We start from the raw sequence: 20,936 nt of genomic DNA, 5'->3' as shown, positions 1-20,936 counted from the left end.
GGAAAAAGAATTAATCCCGGCTCAGCTTCTTGAGCAGCTCGGTAGTGCGGAAGGGGATGACATCGCGCAGAATCATTGAGGTTGAAGTGCGGGTAATACCCGGGCACAAACGGATTTCTTCACTTACGCGGTATAGGTCATCTGGGTCGGTGGCGGCCACCCGAATCAAGAGGTCGGTATCGCCTGCAGGTGCAACGCATTCCAGCACTTCTGGGATCTGGCGCAGTGCCGCGATGGCATCATTCAAATTGGCCTGATTCAGTTCTGCGCTAACGAAGGCGCTTACGCCACGGCCCATAGCTGCAGGAAGGATTCGAGCGGTGTTCGGGCGCAAGGCACCTGAATGGGCCAAGCGCTCCAATCGGGTCTGCACTGTTCCGCGGGCAAGTCCCAACTGTTGTGCCAGCATCATGATGGGGACGCGTGGATCCGCGTCGAGTGCCAATAGGATACGTCGGTCGGTTTCATCGAGCTGATACGTATCCGAATTCATGTGCTGGTCTCCTGTGACAGGTTGTATTGCGCGTGCATAAGTACCAACCTAGATTTTAGTCAATATGACCAGTGAATCCCAAATGTGTTGCGCGGATTGGCTGATTATGTTGCGTGCCGGCCTGCTGCAAGGAGCGGCGGAGAAGTCAATGGGCAGATCATCATCTTTTGTCCACAAATTACCTGATCTGAGATCAAATGAGCGCTAAGCACAGTAACCTGTTGATATGAGGTTTTTGCGGTTAGAAGACGTGGCAGAGGAACTGAATGTAAAGCTTCCTCAGGTTCGCGCCCTGGTGAAAAGCGGTGAACTGCCAGCCATTCAAATTGGTGGACGGGGCATGTGGCGCGTGGAACGCGTAGCGCTGGAGAACTACATTGAGGAACGCTACGCTCAGGCCCGCAGCGATATCGCTAACGAATCCCAGGCCTAAGAGCACTAGTGGTGGCTTCTACCCAACGTTGATATTTCGTTCGGCAAAGATCTTCAACGCGTCGCGGACCAAAGTGGCATAAGCACCGTAGTTCTTCGCAAAACGCGCATCATCTACGTACATCTCGGCAAGGCCGCAGATGAATGTTTTGTGCTGTTGTTGGTCCCCGGAGGTCATTGGCGTCCCGGGTACGCTGTTCAGCCATTGCACGTGGCGAGCGGCAAGATCCTGTGCGTGTTGGCTGTCGGCAGCCACGTCCAGTTCGCCAGCCTGGATCCATGCGGCATTCAGCTCTTTGACTTCATCAATGAAGGAAGTGCGTTCGTTCGTTGTTTTAGCGTTCCACCACTTAGCCGAGGATTCATAGGCATCGCCACCCCAACGTTCGGTGACTTCTTGCTTGTACTGTTCGTTGAATCCATCAAAGCTTTTGCCGGGTTCCATGGGATCTCCTGTACTAAGTGCTGAAATACTGTGTTCCAGAGCGGCAATCTGCCGTTCCAAGGCTGCTTGCTGTTGGTGCAGCTGCTCCTTATGGGTACCCAATGCCGCCAGTTCATCGCGTTCCTCATCTAGGATTTCGGCGATCGTTTCCAGCTTCAGGCCAAGTTGCTTGAGTAGCAGGATCCGCTGCAGCCTGACCAGCTGTCCATCGGAGTAGTAGCGGTAGCCGTTGGCAGCCACATGGTCTGGAACCAGCAAGCCGATTTGGTCGTAGTGCCGCAATGTACGGCTGCTGATGCCAGCAGATTTCGAGACGTGCGCAATCGAGTGGGTAGCTTCCAATCGGCGGGCTGTTGGATCCTTCATGACTTACACGGTATCGGTTGACGCTACGTCAAAGTCAACAGCCTTTTCTGTGTCACCGGTGAGCAGGGTGTGATTCAGCTCTCATGGCAAAATGATGAATAATAACGGGAGTTTCCTTTGGTCATTGATCATATTGACTACTCGATCGCATGCCTGTTGCACAGTGTGATCTATGTGTAGTTCACTGTAAACAGATGAAGTTGAAAAGGTTACCGCCGGAATCAACGAGGACCGCCTGCTGACGTAGACCATCTGCATTTACGCCATCCAGGAGCGCTGGCCACCCACGCCAAGGCTAGGACATAGATTTAGACCAGATAGCTCGTGCCCATTCCAAATTCTGGAATGGCCACGAGCTATCTGGCTTTTAATCACCCATGGCCCGGTGGCTCTCGCCGTCGCTATCCCAATCCGGAGAAACGCCCCAATGCTTTCATGCTCTATCGCCACGCCTCTGGAACAATGAGCCGGTAGGAACACAAAGAAGCGGAAGTGGGTTCAATGAGGCGCGCCTGGCGAAACTGGTGGATGCAAGTGGTTGCTGGATTGCTGATCACTGCGATCGTCGTGTTGCCGTGGCTATGGATAGGCCAGGAGGACAAATCGATCCTGCCTCACAGCAGCGACGATGCACAAGGACTCTTGGTGGTCTTCGCCGTGGTGACGCTCTGGGGCAGCTGGTTTGCCAGGACCTTTGGATATGGCCGCACCAGTTTTACGGTTGTGACTTCCGTGGGCATGGTCTTAGGTCTTTTGGGCCTGGGGTTCCAAGGGCTCTATGCGCTTGAGCCGGAGCTCTTCAGCGGAGTGATTTCCGCGGGCTCTACCTACCATCTGTGGGTATTTTCCGGCCTGCTGATCATTAGCCTTGCTTGGTACTTCTTAAGCGTTAAATTACGGTTGCCGATCGCCGTGCTTTTCTATGCAACGCTCACCGTCGGTGTGAGCTATTGGCTGCAGATTGTCGCTTCACTTGTTGCCGGGGCGCAGTCCTTCTACGTGTACCTGTGGTACTCCGGACCGCTAATCCTCGGGTTGATTCTGGGATTCGTTGGGTTCTTGAGAATCATGAATCTGCTGATGTGGGTCTTTGCTCTGGCCATCCAATGGGTGATGCCGGCAATTGTAGAAAGCATAGCCCGTGTCATTGAATCCAAAGCAGTGGGTTGGAAATCCTTGGGTTCATTCTGGAACGAATTTACCGGCAACGTTCTTGAAGTGCCGTGGCAGACGCCCCTTCTGGTCAGCCTTGCTGCTGCGATGCTTACCAGCGTGGTGTTGCTAATCGTACGCAAGGTACGCCGCCGCTAAGCCGTAACGCGGCAAAAAGCGCGGGGCTTCACTGATCATTAGATCAGTGGAGCCCCGCGCTTTTGATGCTAGTTGGCTAGTGCAGGTGCTGGATCTTGCTCGGAGCGCGCTGAGCTCTGGAAGTTCATTGCCGCTATGACCGCATCGATGGTTTCAGGGCCATCTTGGTTCAGGCAGGCGCCAGCAACGAATCGATCCGGACGGATCAACAGCATCGGTGTCGGGCGGTCGTCGAACCATTTCTTCAGGCGCCCGGCAGTATCTGCAAGGACCAATGTTTCTTCGTGCATATCCCGCTTGGCCCACTCATACTGTGTTTCTGGAACGACGGCCACGAGGCGTGCGCCCAGATCCTTGAGCTTGGCGAGGGTTTCGGCAGGCAGGGCATCAACGGGATCATTGCCACAGACCAGCAATGTCCACCATTTTCCGACAGCCTCATCAAGCAGCACTGTTCCGAGTTCATCGGTGCGTACCTTGGGTTGGATGAACTGTACGCCCACTGGAGAAATGTTGGTGTTTGCTGTGGTGAAGGGGATCAGCTTGTTTGTCAGTTTGCCGTTGGCGGTTCCTGAAGCCTTAGTGCTCGGGTCAGCGAGCACGCCCTTGACGTAGCGGGGCATGGGCTTGAAGCGCGTGTCGGCGAAGTAGCTCTTCACCGAAGGGAAGAGGTTCAGCACGCTGGAGGCCGTATCGCGAGCGAATACTCCCAGCGGGTTGGTGATCTTGATGACCTTGCCCATGGTCAGCGACAGGTCAACCATCGCCTTTGCGTGGTCGCGGCATTCATCGGTAAAGGTATCTAGCAGCTTGTCGGTGGCTTGGCCGGAAAGAATGGTGGCGAGCTTCCAGCCGAGATTGGTGGCATCGCGCATGCCCGAGTTCCAGCCCTGCCCCATCCATACTGGCATCAGATGCGCAGCGTCGCCGGCAATTATCTGACGGCCCTTGCGGAAGGAGCCCGCCACGCGTGCGTGGTGGGTGAACACGCGGCGACGGATGTAGTTCAAGGTGCTCGGGTCAGGCACGTGCGAGGCCAGCATTCGATTCACGAATTCCGGATCGGTAGCCTGTTCTTCAGTCTCGTCGTCGTGGAGCATGAACTCCCAGCGGTGCACAGCGTGCGGCAGTCCGATGGACACGTAAGGACGCTCCGGGTCTGCGCCCAGGAAAACATTTGGGGTGCCCAGCGGGTCGTTGTTCACGTCCACCACGAGCCAGCGGGTGGAAGGCGATTCGCCTTCGAAGCTCACGCCCAGACGCTTGCGGGTAGGGGACTTGCCTCCTTCGCAGCCCACGAGATACTGCGCGTCGAAGCGGGTCTCGACCTGATTGCCCTCGGCATCAGTGCTCCGCGGGATGGCGGTTACGGCGCTCGCAGATTCTACAACGTCCAGGACTTCATGGCCGAAGAGGACATTGACGTTAGCGAAACGGCTCAGGCCGTTGGAAAGCTCGCGGTCCACTTCCGGCTGAATGAAGCCGTGCTTGCGTTCCCATCCGAATTCATCGGTCTGCGGATTATTGATGATGATGCTCTTGCCTCGGCCATTGACCAAACGCATGATGTGCTGCGGGGTGGTGTGCGGGCGGACCTGATCCACCAGGCCGATGCTCTGGATGGTGCGCAGGGACTCGTCATCTAGGCCCACACCTCGCGGATAGTCGATCAGCGTGTCGCGTGCTTCGAGCACTGTCACCGAATGGCCGTAGCCGCCAAGGATATTGGCGAGCATGAGACCTGTTGGGCCGGCGCCGACAATCAGGACTTCACTGGTGGAGGGTGTGGAATCAGCTATTGAAAACTCACTTTTGTGTCAATGACGCACATTTTTGAACAGTATGTGCACCGCTTTTGAGTTCCATAACACCATTGTCTGTGACGTGGGTCAACCGGCGTTCCGCATGGCAGAACGTTTGATGCCGAAAAGTGGATCAGATGCGGATAATCCGAGAAAGTTCGGCCCCGATGCGTTGCAGAGTCTTGGCCGAATCCGCAGCATGCTGCTCGCGAACGGTAATCGCATTCAGACATGCAAAAGGCTGCCCGGCGCCGAGCTTCAGGGGCACAGCCAAGCCATGCATGTTCTCTTCCACTTGCCCGAAGGTCTGTGCATAGCCAAGTTTGCGCACATCGCGGATCTGCTCGGAATCGGTGGCGCGCTCGGGTTCGGCAGCCTGCAGTGCCAGGCCCGCGGCTCCCTGCGTGATGGGGTGATGCGAGCCTTCGGAAAAAGCAACGTGATAGGTGCCGTGACGTGGCGAGACCACAGCGAGCGCCACCGCGATATCTGCTTCGCGCACCATGAGCGAAACGGTGATGCCCAATTCATCGGCCGTTTCGCCCAGCAAAGGCAAAGCCGTGGTGCGAAGATGCTGGTGACCAGCCGCGGCCAAGGGGAGCAAGCCGGCCGCGCCGCGGTAGCGGCCATCGGATCCCCGGTGCAGCATCTGGGCATCACACAAGGTATTTAGAATCCGGTACGCCACGGTGCGATGCACATCGGCTGCTGCGGCTACCTCAGCGGGAGACAAACCGTCGGCAGCTTCCGTGACCAAGCGGAGGACCGCTAGACCGCGCGCGAGAGTTTGCGACCCTGCGGTACGAGAGGGTGGGGTAGCGTCTTTATTCACGCTCTGATCATGGCACAGACCGGATATGCCGCGCTTCTTGAACGGGAAACCCCGTGTAAACAAGAACACGGCGCTGCAAGGTGCAGCTGCCAGCCGTGGGTTCCTGGATTCGGAAACTTACGCCTTGACGTGTGGCAGCGCAGAAGCCTGCAGGTTTGCGGCGGCAGTTGGACCCCGAAGGGGAAAAGGAGCATGCTAGTAGTTAAATCGACGCCGATTCATATACACCCGAAAGCGGGAATTCACTTGAGTAAAAATACAGCTGCTGAACAATACGAGCTGATTTCAGTTTCAGCGCTGGGCAATGCGGAACGCAACCCGATGAAACCGGGAAAATATGCGGCCAAGCGAATCTTCGCAGGGGAAAAAGCGCAGATTACGGAAATTGCCTTTGACGCGGATGTCGAGCTGAAAGAACATGTAGCCCGCACCCCGATCATCGTCTCGGTCATTGAAGGCAAAATCGAGTTCACCGTAGAAGGGCGCAACTATCCGCTGGCCGTTGGCGGCTGCATATTCGTTGAAGCCAACGTCCTGCATGCGGTGTACGCACGGATTCCGGCGCGCATCACCGTGACTTTCCTCAGCGCGTAGCTTCAAGAACGGAAACGGAAGCCGCCTAGTCTGAGACTTTGCGGCTCCCGTTGCACGCGTAGGCGTCCTACTTCTGCGCAGCCAACTGCACTGCCACGTCCACGATCATGTCTTCCTGACCACCGACGTATCCGGCCTTGCCTACCTCTTCGAGGATGGGGTAGGCAGGAACCCCGTAGCGATCTGCTGCTCGTTCGGCATGGATCAAGAACGAGGAGTACACGCCTGCATAGCCCTGCCTGATCGAGGTTCGATCCATCACCGGCATGCGGGTGATGAATGGCTTGACTACATCTTCAGCAGCAGCCACGACGCCCTGGATATCGACACCAGTCTTGATTTCCAGACGGTCGAATGCGGCCGCCAGAACCCCGGTAGGGGAGTTGCCCGCACCTGCGCCCAGAGCCATCAAGGTGCCATCGATCTGCTTGGCGCCGGCACGCACCGCATACACCGAGTTGGCTACGCCGAAGCTCATGTTCTGGTGGCCGTGGAAGCCAACCTGTGCGTCGCTGCCCAGCTCAGCGACCAGCGCCGAAACGCGGTCAGAGGCATCATCCAGGATCAACGCGCCGGCCGAGTCCACCACGTAAACTCACTGGCACCCTGCATCAGCCATAATGCGTGCCTGCTTGGCAAGTTCTTCGGGGTGATGCGGTGGCTGAGCATCAGGAAGCCTACGGTTTCCATGCCCAGCTTGCGAGCGTGCTGGAAGTGCTGGATCGAAACGTCTGCCTCGGTGCAGTGGGTGGCAATACGGGCTACCGATGCGCCAACTTCATGGGCCTGGTTCAGATCGTGGATGGTTCCAAGCTCTGGCAGCATCAGCACGGCGATCTTCGCCTGCTTGGCCTCGTCCACCGCTGCCTTGACCAAGTCCAATTCTGGGGTCAGCGAGAAGCCGTAGTTGAAGGAGGATCCGCTCAAGCCATCGCCTTGTCCACCGCAGTGCGTGAATCCCGAGAATCCGGAGCAGCAGAACTCATAGGGTTTCTCCTTGAAACACTGGCCGGCATGGGGAAAGTGCCCGATAGCAAATAACGGGCTTTCTTAATCGTCGCGCCATGGGCCAGCATTAGTTAAACATTGGACGATGGTGTGCAAATGCCGGACTCCGCCCGGGCAGGACGCAAGGCAGCAGGCGGGAAGGGTTCGCTGTGCCAATCGAGTCACTGCTGGCCACGTTCCGAGTGCATCGCGGTTCGGGTTCGCCATAGAATGAAACCATGACTGAAATGCGCGATCGCGACCCCGGAGAACTGGTCCAGCCCATCATTCTCCGAATCGACAAGGAAGATCTGTCGAGCGAAGATGAGGGCCTTTCGGCAGTTTCGCGTGCCGCAGTCATCGCGTACCTGCAAGATCCGCACAATCCGGAGTGGCAGCAATGGGCCTCCCAAGCCTTCGCTAAATCGGTGCGCCGTGCGAACCCTAGGATGTTTGCCAAGGTCTTGGAAATGTTCCCCGACCAGATGGTCAGCGAGGTCGGCAAGGCGCAAGCTGTAGGGCTTCCGCCGCTGCCCGCAGCAGACCTGCCCAAGCTCATCGCCAAGCTGCAGGTTTCCGGAACCCAGTTGCCCAAGAGCGAAGAGATTCTGACTTCGAAGGTCAACATTGCCGTCAATGCGTCCTTGGAGATGTCTACCGGCAAGGCAGCAGCCCAGTGCGCCCACGCACTGTTTGCCTGGCTGACTGAATCAGACGGCCAGGGAATCGAAAGCTGGCTCAAGGCCCATGCACCGGTAGGGATCCGCCATCTTCCACGCACGGACTTTGACGCATTGTCGCAACATGCCGTGGGGCCGGTAATCCAGGATGCCGGACGCACGGAAATCGAACCGGGGTCCACCACTGCGTTCGTCTTTATTGACGAGGACTAGGCAGGACGCCTGCTGAGTCTGAAATACTGGACAACACCTTGGGATGAACAGTAGTGCCCGAGTATGGAATCTGGTCTGCTTAATCCTATGGGTGAAAAAGCAGCACAACCGCGGTTCAGTACCGACCGAGAGGCAAACGCCTGGGGCGGGAGAACCGACGGTGAGGGAGCAGAGCATCTGCGTTGGCATCAGCACGTAGCAACGGCTTTGCCAAGTGAACTAGATGGTGCAGTGGCACTGATTGGCTTTTGCTCTGATGCCGGAGTGCTGCGCAACCAAGGGCGAGTCGGCGCGGTTGATGGCCCGGCGGCCCTGCGCACCGCGTTGAGCCCCATGGCTATTCATGAACGCCGTCCCTTGCTGGACCTCGGTGATGTCGTAGTTGAAGGCGATGATCTGGAAGGCGGCCAAAAGCGTTTGGCGCTCGCCGTCGCCCAGGCGCTGGACGCCGGGTCATTGCCGATAGTCCTCGGTGGCGGACACGAAACGGCCTACGGTACAGGAAACGGACTGTTGCGGCATGCAGCTGCCGATACGGCTAAGCGCATCGGTATTCTCAACCTCGACGCGCACTTCGATCTGCGCGAGGAGAAGCAACGCACCAGCGGAACACCCTTCCTTGATTTGGCCAAGGAAATGCAACGCCAGGGCCGCGAATTCCACTACGCCGTGTTGGGTATCAGCCGCCCAGGAAATACCAAAGCGCTCTTCGATACCGCTGATGAGCTCGGCGTGAGCTACCTGCTGGATACGCAGTGCAAGCTGGATGAATCCCAGCGGTTTGTCGCCGGCTTCCTTGAGCAAATTGATCTCTTGTATTTGACTATTGACCTTGATGTCCTGCCTGCCAGTGTTGCCCCGGGAGTTAGCGCACCGGCCGGTTTCGGGGTGCCCTATGAAGTCATTCGCGCGGTGTGCCAGCAAGTTGTGGCTAGCGGAAAACTTGCCGTCGCGGATGTCGTGGAATTGAATCCGCGCTTCGACGTTGACTCCCGGACCGCACGCAGCGCGGCTCTACTGATTTATGAGCTGAGCATGGAATGAGTGCGTCATCGAATTGAATGTTTGACCCCTCGAACATTATCCTGTGTATGAGCGAAGATTCTCGCTTGCGGGTTTCTGCAACGACGCAGGAACAACGCCGAGACGCTCAGGACACGAGGGCAACAAGTAATGATGACAACCGGCAGGCACCGGATAATCCGAACGCTGGCATTGCTGCTGATGCCGATGCTAGTGGCAGTTGGCTGTGCCCGGAACAGCCCGACCGCAGACCAGCCCAGTGCAGATGACCCACGGCCAGTCGTACTGACCACCTTCACCGTGTTGCAGGATATTGCGCAGAACGTCGCCGGTGAGCACCTGCGCGTCGAATCCATTACTCGCCTTGGCGCAGAGATCCACGGTTACGAACCAACCCCGGATGATCTGCGCCGCGCATCGCAAGCCGACCTCATCCTCGATAACGGACTGAATCTCGAAGCTTGGTTCCAACAATTCGTCGCGGATAATGACGCCCCACATGTCACCGTCAGCCAGGGAATCCCGCCCATCGACATCGCCCAAGAAGAAGGTGCCGGGAAACCCAATCCGCATGCGTGGATGAGCCCCCTGAACGTCAAGACATATGTCGATACCATGGCGCAGGCATTCAGCGAACTGGACCCGGAGCATGCGCAGAACTACCGGGAAAACGCCAAGACCTACCAAGCCAAGCTGCAAAAAGTCCACGAGCAACTCGAAACTGAGCTTGAAGAAATTCCAGAACACCAACGCGTATTGGTGACCTGCGAAGGAGCCTTCAGCTACTTGGCCCGGGATACGGGCATGGCCGAAAAGTATCTCTGGGCCGTCAACGCTGAATCACAAGCTACGCCGCGCAAGGTGGCAGCTGCTATCGACTACGTCAGGGCAAACGATGTCCCGGCGGTCTTCTGCGAATCCACGGTATCTGATGCGGCCATGCAACGAGTTGTTGAATCAACCGAGGCCGTCTACGGCGGAACGCTCTATGTGGACTCATTATCGGAACCCGGGGGACCGGTACCGAGCTACTTGGATCTGATTACACATGACACCCAGGCAATCGCCCGTGCATTGAAAGGCCGAACACCATGAACACGAAGTCCAGCGATGCCCTGGCCATTGACGTGTCGGCCGCGACCGTCCACTATGGACCGGTACTGGCCCTGGACAAAGCCAACCTGCAATTGGGCCGAGGACGGGTCTGCGGGCTGGTCGGGATGAACGGCTCCGGCAAATCCACGCTATTCAAAACCATCATGGGGCAGATCAAGCCCGACACCGGAAGCGTGCGCATCAACGGCACCGACCCGCTGCAAGCGCGGAAGAGCGGACAGCTCGCCTACGTTCCGCAAAGCGAAGCGGTGGACTGGAACTTTCCGATCTCGGTACGGGAAGTGGTGATGACCGGACGCTATGGGCAAATGGGCTGGACTAGGCGTGCCAAGAAGAAAGACCACGCCGCGGTGGATGAAGCCCTGGCCCGGGTGGAACTAACCAATTTTGCCGACCGGCAAATCGGCCAGCTTTCCGGCGGGCAGAAGAAGCGCGCGTTTGTTGCGCGATGCATAGCCCAAGGAGCCAGCATCATGCTGCTTGATGAGCCTTTTGCCGGCGTAGACAAGCGCAGCGAAGCGACCATCACCAAGTTGCTGCGCGAAGTCGCCGATGACGGAGGCAGCGTTTTGATCTCAACCCATGACTTGCACGCACTGCCTGAGCTGGCCGATGAAGCGGTGCTCTTGATGCGCAAAGTGCTGATGCACGGGCATCCGGATCAGGTGCTGCAAACCGAAAATCTGGCACTGGCCTTCGGCCTGGATCCTATGAAGCGAGGCGGGGAATGAACCTCATCGAATTACTGGCCGAACCGTTGAGCTACACCTTCATGGTGCGTGCACTGCTGGTAACCATTATCGCCGCCGTGCTGTGTGCAGTGCTTTCCTGCTGGCTGGTGCTCATCGGATGGTCGCTCATGGGCGATGCGGTATCCCATGCGGTGCTGCCGGGTGTGGTGCTGGCCTATATCGCCGGTGCCCCTTTTGCCCTCGGTGCCTTGGTCTTCGGATTCCTGGCGGTGGCCCTGATCGGGGGAGTACGCGACACCACCAAGCTCAAGGAAGACGCGGCCATCGGCATTGTCTTCACCACGCTCTTCTCCATCGGGCTGGTGCTGATCTCGGTCACGCCAAGCCATGTGGATCTGAACCACATCATTTTTGGCAACTTGCTTGGAGTCTCCGCCAGCGACCTATGGCAGGTATTGGTGCTTGGCGCGATCACCTTCGCCATCCTGATTCTCAAGCGCAAAGACTTCACCCTCTATGCCTTTGATCAAACGCACGCGCATGCCTTGGGCATGAGCCCGCGGCTGATCGGGGCGGTGCTTTTGGGGCTATTGGCAATGACCTCAGTAGTTGCACTGCAAGCCGTGGGAGTGATCCTGGTGGTAGCAATGCTGATCATCCCCGGCGCTACGGCGTACCTGCTCACTGATCGGTTCGGGAAGATGCTTCTGCTCGCTCCGGTCCTCGCAGCCAGTGCCGGTATCTTGGGCGTCTACCTCAGCTATTACCTCGATGCGTCGACCGGTGCAATGGTGGTTTTGGCGCAAGCGGCGATCTTTGGAATTGCCTACCTCTTCAGTCCAAAGCAGGGACTCATCGCCACCGCTATCGCCAGCAAGGGACGGCGCAAGGCGCTTGCCGCCAGAGGCTAGAAAACGAAGACAGCGCAAAGAAAGCGGGGATGACTCCCCGCTTTCGCTTGATCTGGCTCAGGCACGCCAGCGCAATTTGCCCTTGGCATCGGCCTTGCAGGTGTAGTACTTGCCGGCCTTGGATTTGCCGCGCTTTCCCTTATCCGCAGCCTTGCAATAAGCGCCGGGATGCACCGTGCCCTTGACGACGGACGGCGCCTTGTTCGTATTCTTCTTCGGCGATGCCTTGGGCGTTGAACCGGCAGGCTTGATCGTGGTGACCTTTGCGGCCTTCTGGTTGCGGCAGGTCTTCAGCACCTTGGACATGGCCGTCTTCTCAGCCTTGGTCACCGACAGCGCGTATTTCTTCTTGACGCTGATCTGGGTTGCGACGTACTGGCAGCGGAAGGACTTGTTCTTCGGTAGCCATTCAGCCGTGTTCTTGTCGCCCTTTTGACGATTGGCCGAAGCACTTGCGGCCATCAAGTTCAACGGGTCATTGGCCAGCGCTTGGCGCTGGGTCTGGGACAGCTTCTGGCCACCCGAGATCCACGCATTCTTCAGCGACACCACATGGTCGATATCGACGCTGCCGGACTTGACCTTCCAGTTGATCTTCTTGCCGGTGTAGCGGTCATGCAGGGTGCCCGAAGCTACGGTGCACTTCTTGCGGTCCTTGAACTTCACCTTGGACATGTCTCGGGACAAGGTGTCCTGGCGTTCATCGCATTTGTCCTTGTCGAAGTCCTTCCACCCATTGCCGAACTTCTTGTTCCGGTTGTACCCGGTGGCCGCCGCCTTGCCCTTGACCGGAAGGCTCTTGAGCATTGCGGTGGCTTTGGGGCCCTTGAGCTTTGCACCAGGGTTGACCTTCTTGCTGCTGGTGGCTGCCCGCTCTACGAGCAATGGCTGATCGGTTGCCAGCAGTTCTGGAGCCTGAGCGATCTGCGTATTCGATAGTGCAGAAGGTTCTGCTGGTGCGCTGCATCCAGCGAGCACCAAAACTGCCGCGCAGAGCGCAGCGAAAAGTTTGCGTGGCAAGGTGATGTCTTTCAGGAAAGCGAGAGTTTCAGCGAGAACCAGAGATGCTGCAAGGTACCCCCATGTAAAACTTGTACATTGCAGTATCCCTAGCTATTCATTACTGTAAGCCATGTCCCGGACATTTGGCTGGCTCCGTCCTGTAAGACTCGACGCTAATGGGTGCCGGCCGCTGCTGAAGACGAGCAGGAAAAGTTGTTCAGGGCGCTGCGGAGACCCAGATGGCGGCCGCGGCACAAGAGCCGAGACGCAGGGTTTCGCCAGTTGAAGCGACTTCCACATTCACCGTTTCGGAGAATTTCTCACCGGCGGTCACGTGCAGCTGTGCGCCGACAATGATGCGGTGATCGGAAAAGTACTGCAGCAGCTGCGAATCATCATCTGCAATGCGTTCGACTAGCACGTGGGCCTCATCGCGGGCGTCGCCCAAATTGAAAGCCTGCGGGATGGAAATCCGGCCCTCGGCGGTCGGTATCGGGTCGCCGTGCGGATCGCGGGTGGGGTGTTCGAGCAAATTGTCGATGCGCTCGATCATGAAGTCGGAGACTGCGTGCTCCAAGCTTTCGGCCTCGTCGTGCACCTGGTCCCAGCGGTAGCCGAGCATCTGCACGAGGAATGTTTCGATCAGGCGGTGGCGGCGCACCATGGTGACTGCATACTCGCGACCCAACTCGGTGAGCGTCACGGCCCCGTAGGGCGCGTGGTCAAGCAGGCCTTGCTGGCGTAGTTTGCTCAGCGCGCCGGAAACGGTAGAAAGCTTCATGCCCGACTTGTTGGCGATGATGCTGGCGGTTACCGGATCTGCGGACCATTCGTTGAGACCGAAAATGATCTTGAGATAGTTCTGCGCGCTATCTGAAAGCTGGTTGACCGACACATTTCCCATCTTAGCGATAAAGCCTGTGCCCGTATCCAGAGGTGGAAAAAGCACTTGCCAAGACCGGGTTTAAATCTTACTTATTCTGGGATTTGCGCGACCTGATTCCCAAACGAGCAAGTCACCGGGCAATGAATCGAAATACTTGATCAGGGACTATTCTGCTCCCGCTCAGCGCGTATTGACTTTGGAATCTTTGTGGGGAAAACTGTGTAATCGATTCCATGGAATCGATTACACAGTAAGCAAAGGGGCTTATCACCATGACCGCTGTCACCATCAAAGATGTGGCACTTGCAGCCGGAGTATCCTCCGCCACTGCTTCACGCGTTCTCTCTGGCCACCCCGCCACCTCGGCCGCTTCCCGCGAAAAGGTCCAGGCCGTCGCCAAGGAATTGGGCTTCGTTCCCAACGCCCAAGCCCGGTCCCTGCGCTCCACCAAAACCGACACCATCGCGCTGCTGATTTCCGATGTGCGCAACCCCTACTTCTCTGATCTAGCCCATGCTGTCGAGCAGCAAGCCCATGCCGCAGGAATGATGACTTTCATCGGCAACGCCAACGAGGACAGCGAACAGCAAGACCAATTCCTGGCCGCCATGCTTTCGCGCCGAGTGGACGGGTTGATTGTCGTTCCGCAGGGCCTGGATGAAGACGCCGACCGGCCAAGCCAGATGATGCAGCGCATCGTTTCCTCCGGAACTCCGCTGGTCTTCGTGGACCGCACCCTGCCGCAGCTGAACATTCCCTCCATTACCGCCTCCAGCACCAAGGCGCTGGAAGAGGCCATCGGGAAGCTGAAGAGCCTGGGCCACACCAGCATCGCTTTCCTCGGCGGCCCGGACCACGCATCCACCGCCCGCGAACGCCACAGCGCCTTCGACCAAGCAATGGTGGCCAACGGACTGGAAATCAATCCTGCGCTGCACTTTGCCGGCGACTTCCGCGCCGCCTCCGGTGCCCAAGGTGCCCGCTGGCTGCTGGAGCACGAATTGGCACCTACCGCTGTGGTCATCGCCGATGCGCCGATGGCCATTGGCGCCTTGACCGTGTGGCGGCAAGCCGGCATCCGGATCGGCCAGCAGCTCTCGGTGATCACTTTCGATGAGGTGGACGCGATGCTCATGCATGATCCGCCAATTGCCACGATCAGTCATGACCTGACCGCAATGGGCCGGGCGGCAGTGGCGGCACTTCAAGCCGCCATGGCCGGGAACACCCCGGAACCCCAAGAATTCACCAGCCGATTCACCGCACGTGAGTCGCTGGCCCCAACGCAAGCCACCACCGGCGCATAGGTGAGGATGGAAGGAACGAGAATGAGTAATGACGCTCTGCTGGTCCTGGACAAGGTCTGCAAGTCCTTCGGCCCGGTACAGGTAATCGATGAGGTCACCGTCGAGGTGCACGCCGGCAAGGTCTCGGTACTGCTCGGCGAGAACGGCGCAGGCAAGTCCACGCTGATCAAGATGATCGCCGGCGTGCACGAACCGGACGCCGGCCGGATCCTGATGGATGGCAACGCGGTGAAGATCCCGAACACCAAGGCCTCCGAGGCATTGGGCATCGCCACCATCCACCAGGAACTGAACCTGGTGCCTTCGATGACCATCGCCGAGAACATCACCCTGGGCCGGGTGCCGCGCAAATTCGGCATCATCAACCGCCGCGCCATGCGCCAGATCGCGCGCGAGGCCATGGACAAGCTCGGACTGAACCTGGATGTGAATACCCCAGTGGGCGAGCTCGGCCTTGCCCAGCAGCAGCTGGTTGAAATTGCCAAGGCACTGAGCCTGGACGCTCGCGTGCTGATCCTCGACGAGCCCACCGCGGCGCTGACTAAGGCCGAAATCGCCCATCTGTTCTCGGTAGTCAACACGCTGAAGGCGCAGGGCGTGGGCATGGTCTTCATCAGCCACCACCTCGATGAGATCGCGGAAATCGGCGACTTCGTCAACGTGTTGCGCGACGGCAAGTTCATCGCCACCGTTCCGGCGGACACCGACGAGAACGAACTGGTGCGCCTGATGGTCGGCCGCGACATCGACGCGCAGTTCCCTCGGGTAGCCACGCAGCCAGGCGACGCACCGTTGCTCAGCGTCGAGAAGCTGTCCGAAGGCATGCTCAAGGACATTTCCTTGCAGGTCCGTCCCGGCGAAGTTGTCGCGCTGGCCGGACTGATGGGCGCCGGACGCACCGAGCTGATCCGCGCGATCGCCGGAGCAGACAAGTACGCAAGCGGCACCGTGAAGGTAGCGGGCAAGAAGCTGGCCAGCTTCGATGTGGCCGCGGCGACCCGCGCCGGCATCGGGCATGTGCCTGAAGACCGCAAGACCCAGGGCCTGGTCCTGGACGCATCGGTGGCCGAGAACATCGGCTACGCCACCATGGCCGCCACCGCCAAGAACGGCCTGGTGGACCGCAAGGGACAGAAGGCCCGCGCCCAGCAGGTCGCCGAACGACTGCGCATCCGCATGGGCAATATCGACCAGCCCATCCGCTCGCTATCCGGAGGCAACCAGCAGAAGGCTGTCTTCGGCCGCTGGTTCACCGCAGGAGCCAAGGTACTGCTGCTTGATGAACCAACCCGCGGCGTGGATGTCGGCGCGAAGGTCGAAATCTACGAATTGATCAATGAGATCACCGCCTCCGGAGGCTGCGTGTTGATGGCCTCCAGCGAACTGCCCGAAGTGCTGGGCATGTCCGACCGCGTCCTGGTCATGAGCCAAGGACGCATCGCCGGGGAACTGGCCACCGAAGAAGCAACCCAGGACGCCATCATGTCCCTGGCCGTCAGCAATGTGCACCGCGAAGAAGAAATGGGAACCGAGTAATGAGCAGCGTAGCTACTGCCCCGAAGAAGGGCTTTGATTTCAAGGCATTCCTTGCCAATAATGGAGCGCTGGTTGGCCTGGTCATTCTATGCCTGGCCCTGTTCATCGCCACCCCGCGCTTCTTGACCGGACCGAACCTGCTGAACATCGGCATCCAGGTCTCCACCATCGCAGTGATGGCCTTCGGCATGACCTTCGTGATCGTCGCCGCCGGCATCGACCTCTCGGTCGGATCGGTTGCAGCGCTCTCGGCCATGGGCTCCTCCTACGCCATCACCACCGCAGGGCTGCCCGACGGGCTGTCCATCCCGATCGGACTGGCCGTCGGCGCGCTGTGTGGCTGGGTCACCGGTGCAATGAGCGCCTACGGCAAGCTGCCCACCTTCATCGCCTCGCTGGCGATGCTCACCGTGGTGCGCGGGCTGACCCTGGTCATCTCCGATGGCCGTCCGATCTCCACCAGCTCCTCGGTATCCTGGCTGGGCGGCGACCTGGGCCCGATCCCAGTGCCGATCCTGATCCTGCTAGTCTCCGGCCTGCTCGCCGCATTCGTCTTGAACCGCACCGTCATCGGCAAGAACGCCTTCGCCGTGGGCGGCAACACCGAAGCTGCACGCCTCTCGGGCATCCCGGTCAAGCGCGTGCTGGTCACCGTATTCGTGATCTCCGGCGTCTTCGCGGCGCTGTCGGGCATGATCCTGGCCGGCCGCCTGGACTCGGCGCAGCCAACCCTGGCCTCGGGCTATGAGCTTGATGCCATCGCAGCTGTGGTCATCGGCGGCGCATCGCTCTCCGGCGGCGTGGGACGCATTTCCGGCACCCTGATCGGTGCCCTGGTCCTGGCAGTCATCCGCAACGGCCTGAACCTGCTCTCGGTCTCTGCCTTCTGGCAGCAGGTCGTCATCGGCGCCGTTATCGCGATCGCCGTGGGCTTCGACGTACTGCGCCGCAAGAACGTCAAGCACTAGATTTTCCATTCCTAGTAATCAGCAAAACAACATCAGTTCAAAGGAGAACCCCATGAAGAACATCCTGCGCAAGACCGCTGCCGTTACCGTTGGCCTGTCCCTGATGGCCGGCCTGGCTGCCTGCAACCGCGGCACCGACGCCGAAGCCGGCTCGGCCACTTTGGCAGTATCCACCCTGAATAACCCATTCTTCGTCGACCTGCGCGACGGTGCCCAGGCTGAAGCCAAAGCACAGGGCATCGAGCTGTCCGTTGTCGACGCACAGAACGACTCCGCAACCCAGGCCAACCAGCTGGCCACCGCAGCCACCAACGGCTCGGCAGGCCTGATCATCAACGCCGTGGATACCGAAACCGCTGAAGCCGGCCTGGCACCAGTGGTCGAAGCAGGCCTGCCAATCGTGGCCGTTGACCGAACCGTAGGCGACACGAAGGTCGCTTCCTTCGTGGCTTCGGATAACGTGGCCGGCGGCGAGCAGGGCGCCAAGGCACTGGCTGAGGCACTGGGCGGCAAGGGCAAGATCATCGTGCTCGAAGGCGTACCAGGCGCTTCGGCAACCAATGAGCGCGGTGAAGGGTTTGAAAAGGGCCTGGCCGAGTACAAGGACATCGAAGTTGTCTCCTCGCAGACCGCTAACTTCGACCGTGCCGAAGCACTGGACGTAGTCACCAACCTGATGCAGGCCAACCCTGATGCAACCGGCGTGCTGGCCATGAACGATGAAATGGCATTGGGTGCCATCCAGGCACTGGGTGCAAAGGCCGGCAAGGACGTGAAGGTTGTCGGCTTCGACGGCACCGAAGACGGCTTCAAGGCTGTTGAAGACGGCACCCTGGTCGCCACCATCGCGCAGAACCCAGCCGAGCTGGGCAAGCAGTCGGTGCAGATCCTGGCCAAGGCCATCAAGGGCGAAGAAGTAGAAGCCAACGTCCAGGTTGCCGTGGACACCGTTGATGAAAAGAACATCGCCGAGTACGCAGGCGAGTAATCTGCCCTTAGCGGCAGCTACGCAGTACACCGGCACCCATCGGCCGCCGGGATTGGGACAAAGAAGGAAGAACATCATGCAGCAGGACATCCAGGTCACCATCGTGGGCTCAAGCAACGTGGACATCACCGCGTTGATGGCCCGCCTGCCCGGCCCGGGCGAAACCGTGCTGGCAGATTCCTACCAGCTCTCACCCGGCGGCAAGGGCGCCAACCAGGCCCTGGCCGCGCAGCTGGCCGGTGCCGCCACCGAATTCATCGGCGCCGTGGGCAACGACTCGCACTCCGCGATTGCCCTGGGCCAGCTCGAAGACGCAGGCGTGAAGCTGGATCGCGTAGCCCGCACCGAACAGCCAACCGGCGTGGCCATCATCCAGGTGGATTCCGCCGCGGAGAACTCCATCGCGGTGGTCTCCGGCGCCAACTCCACGGTCACCGCCCAAGCGGTGCAGGGCGCCGGAGCCATCGAGGGCATCCTGGTGCTGCAAGGTGAAATCCCTGCCTCGGGCATCAAGGCCGCCATGGACGGCGCTACGCAGCGCATCGTGCTGAACCTGGCACCGGTCATCGAGCTGGACCGCGAATACCTGCTCAAGGCCAACCCGCTGGTGGTCAATGAGCATGAGGCCGCACTGATTTTGCAGCAGCTTGATGGAAGCGAAACCATGTCCACCGAAGCTGAGCCAGTTATTGCGCAAAAACTCATGGCTCATGGCTTGGCATCCTTGGTCATCACCCTGGGGGCTAACGGCTGCTTGGTAGCTGAGCAGGGTTCGGGCATTCAGCAGCTTCCTGCAGTCAAGGTCAAGGCAGTGGACACCACCGGTGCCGGCGACGCGTTCACCGGCGCCGTAGCTGCACGTCTGGCAAATGGCGATGACTTGGTGCAGGCCGCAGAATTCGCCGGCAAGTTCGCCGCCCTGACCGTGCAGGCCCATGGCGCACAGGCTTCCTACCCGCGTTCCCTCCAGAACCTTTAAGACCCCCTTTTCGAGCAAGCCCAAAGGACGCCTTCGTGCTGAAATCCGAAATTCTCAACGCCCCGCTGCTTGGCGCCTTAGCCAAGTGCGGGCACACCGACACTGTGGTGATTGCCGACTGCGGCCTGCCCATTCCCCAGGGCCCGATGGTCGTTGACCTTGCCTTCATCCAAGGCCTGCTGAGCTTCGAACAGGTCTTGGAAGTGCTGGCCCGCAACATGGTCATCGAGCGCAGCAACTTGGCCGCCGAAGCCAAGGACGGTCCGGTCCAGGATCTGTGCAGCGCCAACGGCCTGGATCCGCAGTTCATCACCCATGAGGAACTGAAGGCCGAACTGCCCAAGGCCAAGATCATCATCCGCACCGGGGAAGCAACCCCGTACGCAAACGCGATCCTGCACTGCGGGGTAGCCTTCTAGGAAACCGCAGATCGCGAATCGGCGCTGGAATTCTCCAGCGCAGTTTCGCGTGCCTTTGGCCTCAGGCTGGCACCCAGCGGCAGATCTTGGCGCGGGCAAGGCAAGAGCCGCGAAGCGTTCTGCACCTTCTAGAATGGTTTGCATGAATCGCAAAGATGGGCAGGAACAGGAAGCCATCTCCCGCGTCGCGCCCGAAGCAGGGCTGCTGCTTGGGGCGGGTCGAGCAATCTTGCTGCAGCTGGCCCACCCGCAAATTGGCCGAGCCATCGCCGAGCACTCGGACTTCGCAGCCAATCCGCTCAGCCGGCTGATCCACACCCTGAGCTATATCTATGCCCTGAGCAACGGAACCGCAGCACAACAGCGCACCATCATCGCCTATGTGGATGCCGCGCACCGGCCAGTGCGCGGAACTCGGGATCCGCGCAGCGGCGAACCGGCCTATTCTGCCTTGGATCCGAAACTCCAGTTATGGGTGGCGGCCACGCTTTATGACTCGGCCCGCGTCATCGCCGGACAGATCTTGGATGAGAAAGTACAAGACCAAGAAGAGCTCTATTTGCAGTACGCGAGGCTGGGTAATGCCTTGCAGATGCCAGCTGATTGGTGGCCGGAGAGTCTCACCGCATTCAGCAGATATCTTGCCCAGATCGAACCATCGCTGCGAGTCACCGAACAAACCCGGGCACTGGCCGATGAGCTGTTCGCCGGACGCAGCGCTCCATGGTGGATCCGCATCGGCTTGCCGCTGATGCGTGACGTCACCATTGCCCAACTTCCCGCCTTAGTGCGTGAGGACTTCGGCTACGAGCTGACCGCGGGCATCCAGAAACGCAATGCCCGAGTAATCCGCGTAGTCCGGTTGGCAACGAAAATCTGTCCCAAGTTCATCAGGCATGCACCGATGCGCTTGATGCTCAGGCATATCCAGAAGATGGCTTGAGACGCAAGCAG

The 20,936-nt window shown here is 59.2% G+C and carries 23 protein-coding genes; 15 read left to right on the top strand and 8 right to left on the bottom strand.

From position 1 onward, the window contains the following. Positions 1 to 10 precede the first annotated feature (10 nt). A complete protein-coding gene (locus AB4Y71_RS13815; protein WP_013350095.1) occupies positions 11 to 493 on the bottom strand; it encodes an Lrp/AsnC family transcriptional regulator in 483 nt (160 codons plus the stop codon). 226 nt (positions 494 to 719) lie between these two features. Here AB4Y71_RS13815 and AB4Y71_RS13810 point away from each other — a divergent pair, with 226 nt between their 5' ends. Then, entirely contained in the window at positions 720 to 926 is a 207-nt protein-coding gene (locus AB4Y71_RS13810; protein WP_041649024.1) for a helix-turn-helix domain-containing protein, read from the top strand. A gap of 18 nt (positions 927 to 944) precedes the next feature. Here the strand turns inward: AB4Y71_RS13810 and AB4Y71_RS13805 are convergent, their stop codons facing one another. Further along, complete coding sequence (locus AB4Y71_RS13805) at positions 945 to 1,736, bottom strand: MerR family transcriptional regulator (protein ID WP_441721128.1); 792 nt, start codon at positions 1,734 to 1,736, stop codon at positions 945 to 947. A gap of 534 nt (positions 1,737 to 2,270) precedes the next feature. Here AB4Y71_RS13805 and AB4Y71_RS13800 point away from each other — a divergent pair. After that, a complete protein-coding gene (locus AB4Y71_RS13800; protein ID WP_441721127.1) occupies positions 2,271 to 3,047 on the top strand; it encodes a hypothetical protein in 777 nt (258 codons plus the stop codon). Positions 3,048 to 3,115: 68 nt separating this feature from the next. On the opposite strand, the gene mhpA is transcribed toward AB4Y71_RS13800, so the two are convergent. Beyond that, on the bottom strand, positions 3,116 to 4,810 hold the full coding sequence (mhpA, locus tag AB4Y71_RS13795) for a bifunctional 3-(3-hydroxy-phenyl)propionate/3-hydroxycinnamic acid hydroxylase MhpA (RefSeq protein WP_441721405.1): 1,695 nt from the start codon (positions 4,808 to 4,810) through the stop codon (positions 3,116 to 3,118). 172 nt (positions 4,811 to 4,982) lie between these two features. Further along, on the bottom strand, positions 4,983 to 5,681 hold the full coding sequence (locus tag AB4Y71_RS13790; RefSeq protein ID WP_441721124.1) for an IclR family transcriptional regulator: 699 nt from the start codon (positions 5,679 to 5,681) through the stop codon (positions 4,983 to 4,985). 246 nt (positions 5,682 to 5,927) lie between these two features. On the opposite strand from AB4Y71_RS13790, the gene AB4Y71_RS13785 reads away from it, so the two are divergent. After that, a complete protein-coding gene (locus tag AB4Y71_RS13785) occupies positions 5,928 to 6,275 on the top strand; it encodes a cupin domain-containing protein (protein WP_134779466.1) in 348 nt (115 codons plus the stop codon). 67 nt (positions 6,276 to 6,342) lie between these two features. On the opposite strand, the gene AB4Y71_RS13780 is transcribed toward AB4Y71_RS13785, so the two are convergent. After that, on the bottom strand, positions 6,343 to 6,864 hold the full coding sequence (locus AB4Y71_RS13780; RefSeq protein ID WP_441721123.1) for a hypothetical protein: 522 nt from the start codon (positions 6,862 to 6,864) through the stop codon (positions 6,343 to 6,345). After that, entirely contained in the window at positions 6,840 to 7,202 is a 363-nt protein-coding gene (locus tag AB4Y71_RS13775) for a hypothetical protein (protein WP_441721121.1), read from the bottom strand. Before AB4Y71_RS13775 ends, AB4Y71_RS13780 begins: the two co-directional genes overlap by 25 nt. A gap of 299 nt (positions 7,203 to 7,501) precedes the next feature. Here AB4Y71_RS13775 and AB4Y71_RS13770 point away from each other — a divergent pair, with 299 nt between their 5' ends. The 5 genes from AB4Y71_RS13770 (at position 7,502) to AB4Y71_RS13750 (ending at position 11,897) form a co-directional block, all read left to right on the top strand. Continuing rightward, on the top strand, positions 7,502 to 8,155 hold the full coding sequence (locus tag AB4Y71_RS13770; protein WP_134779467.1) for a peptidyl-tRNA hydrolase: 654 nt from the start codon (positions 7,502 to 7,504) through the stop codon (positions 8,153 to 8,155). An 87-nt stretch (positions 8,156 to 8,242) separates the two neighbouring features. Then, entirely contained in the window at positions 8,243 to 9,199 is a 957-nt protein-coding gene (hutG, locus tag AB4Y71_RS13765; protein WP_441721118.1) for a formimidoylglutamase, read from the top strand. A gap of 132 nt (positions 9,200 to 9,331) precedes the next feature. Further along, positions 9,332 to 10,273 (top strand): metal ABC transporter substrate-binding protein, encoded by a 942-nt coding sequence (locus AB4Y71_RS13760; RefSeq protein WP_441673792.1) that lies wholly within the window; start codon positions 9,332 to 9,334, stop codon positions 10,271 to 10,273. Further along, the gene (locus AB4Y71_RS13755) at positions 10,270 to 11,025 is read left to right on the top strand and encodes a metal ABC transporter ATP-binding protein (RefSeq protein WP_441721115.1); all 756 of its coding nucleotides are present in this window, start codon (positions 10,270 to 10,272) and stop codon (positions 11,023 to 11,025) included. Before AB4Y71_RS13760 ends, AB4Y71_RS13755 begins: the two co-directional genes overlap by 4 nt. Further along, complete coding sequence (locus AB4Y71_RS13750) at positions 11,022 to 11,897, top strand: metal ABC transporter permease (protein ID WP_102599118.1); 876 nt, start codon at positions 11,022 to 11,024, stop codon at positions 11,895 to 11,897. The genes AB4Y71_RS13755 and AB4Y71_RS13750 overlap by 4 nt, the downstream gene beginning before the upstream one ends. A 57-nt stretch (positions 11,898 to 11,954) precedes the next feature. Here AB4Y71_RS13750 and AB4Y71_RS13745 read toward each other — a convergent pair whose 3' ends face one another. Together AB4Y71_RS13745 and AB4Y71_RS13740 are read right to left on the bottom strand one after the other, a co-directional pair. Continuing rightward, positions 11,955 to 12,917 (bottom strand): HNH endonuclease family protein, encoded by a 963-nt coding sequence (locus AB4Y71_RS13745; RefSeq protein ID WP_441721112.1) that lies wholly within the window; start codon positions 12,915 to 12,917, stop codon positions 11,955 to 11,957. Positions 12,918 to 13,116: 199 nt separating this feature from the next. Continuing rightward, complete coding sequence (locus AB4Y71_RS13740; RefSeq protein ID WP_441721110.1) at positions 13,117 to 13,794, bottom strand: metal-dependent transcriptional regulator; 678 nt, start codon at positions 13,792 to 13,794, stop codon at positions 13,117 to 13,119. Between the two features lie 263 nt (positions 13,795 to 14,057). Here AB4Y71_RS13740 and AB4Y71_RS13735 point away from each other — a divergent pair, with 263 nt between their 5' ends. The 7 genes from AB4Y71_RS13735 to AB4Y71_RS13705 all read left to right on the top strand — a co-directional run bounded on the left by AB4Y71_RS13735 (position 14,058) and on the right by AB4Y71_RS13705 (position 20,925). Beyond that, entirely contained in the window at positions 14,058 to 15,092 is a 1,035-nt protein-coding gene (locus AB4Y71_RS13735; RefSeq protein ID WP_134779471.1) for a LacI family DNA-binding transcriptional regulator, read from the top strand. A gap of 21 nt (positions 15,093 to 15,113) precedes the next feature. Beyond that, positions 15,114 to 16,628 carry a sugar ABC transporter ATP-binding protein gene (locus tag AB4Y71_RS13730; protein ID WP_134779472.1) on the top strand — a complete coding sequence of 505 codons (1,515 nt, stop codon included), beginning with the start codon at positions 15,114 to 15,116 and terminating at the stop codon, positions 16,626 to 16,628. Beyond that, a complete protein-coding gene (locus AB4Y71_RS13725; protein ID WP_134779473.1) occupies positions 16,628 to 17,596 on the top strand; it encodes an ABC transporter permease in 969 nt (322 codons plus the stop codon). The genes AB4Y71_RS13730 and AB4Y71_RS13725 overlap by 1 nt, the downstream gene beginning before the upstream one ends. A gap of 52 nt (positions 17,597 to 17,648) precedes the next feature. Beyond that, entirely contained in the window at positions 17,649 to 18,584 is a 936-nt protein-coding gene (locus AB4Y71_RS13720; RefSeq protein WP_441721105.1) for a substrate-binding domain-containing protein, read from the top strand. 76 nt (positions 18,585 to 18,660) lie between these two features. Further along, positions 18,661 to 19,563 carry a ribokinase gene (locus tag AB4Y71_RS13715; protein ID WP_441721102.1) on the top strand — a complete coding sequence of 301 codons (903 nt, stop codon included), beginning with the start codon at positions 18,661 to 18,663 and terminating at the stop codon, positions 19,561 to 19,563. Positions 19,564 to 19,598: 35 nt separating this feature from the next. Next, a complete protein-coding gene (gene rbsD / locus AB4Y71_RS13710; RefSeq protein WP_013350080.1) occupies positions 19,599 to 19,982 on the top strand; it encodes a D-ribose pyranase in 384 nt (127 codons plus the stop codon). A gap of 142 nt (positions 19,983 to 20,124) precedes the next feature. Next, the gene (locus tag AB4Y71_RS13705; protein ID WP_189638375.1) at positions 20,125 to 20,925 is read left to right on the top strand and encodes an oxygenase MpaB family protein; all 801 of its coding nucleotides are present in this window, start codon (positions 20,125 to 20,127) and stop codon (positions 20,923 to 20,925) included. Positions 20,926 to 20,936: the final 11 nt, after the last annotated feature.

The sequence above is a fragment of the Glutamicibacter sp. MCAF14 genome, from assembly GCF_052114325.1.
In the GTDB taxonomy this organism is placed as follows: domain Bacteria; phylum Actinomycetota; class Actinomycetes; order Actinomycetales; family Micrococcaceae; genus Glutamicibacter; species Glutamicibacter arilaitensis.
The sequence above is the reverse complement of the archived record's forward strand: the minus strand, read 5'-3'. Positions and strand labels throughout refer to the sequence as shown.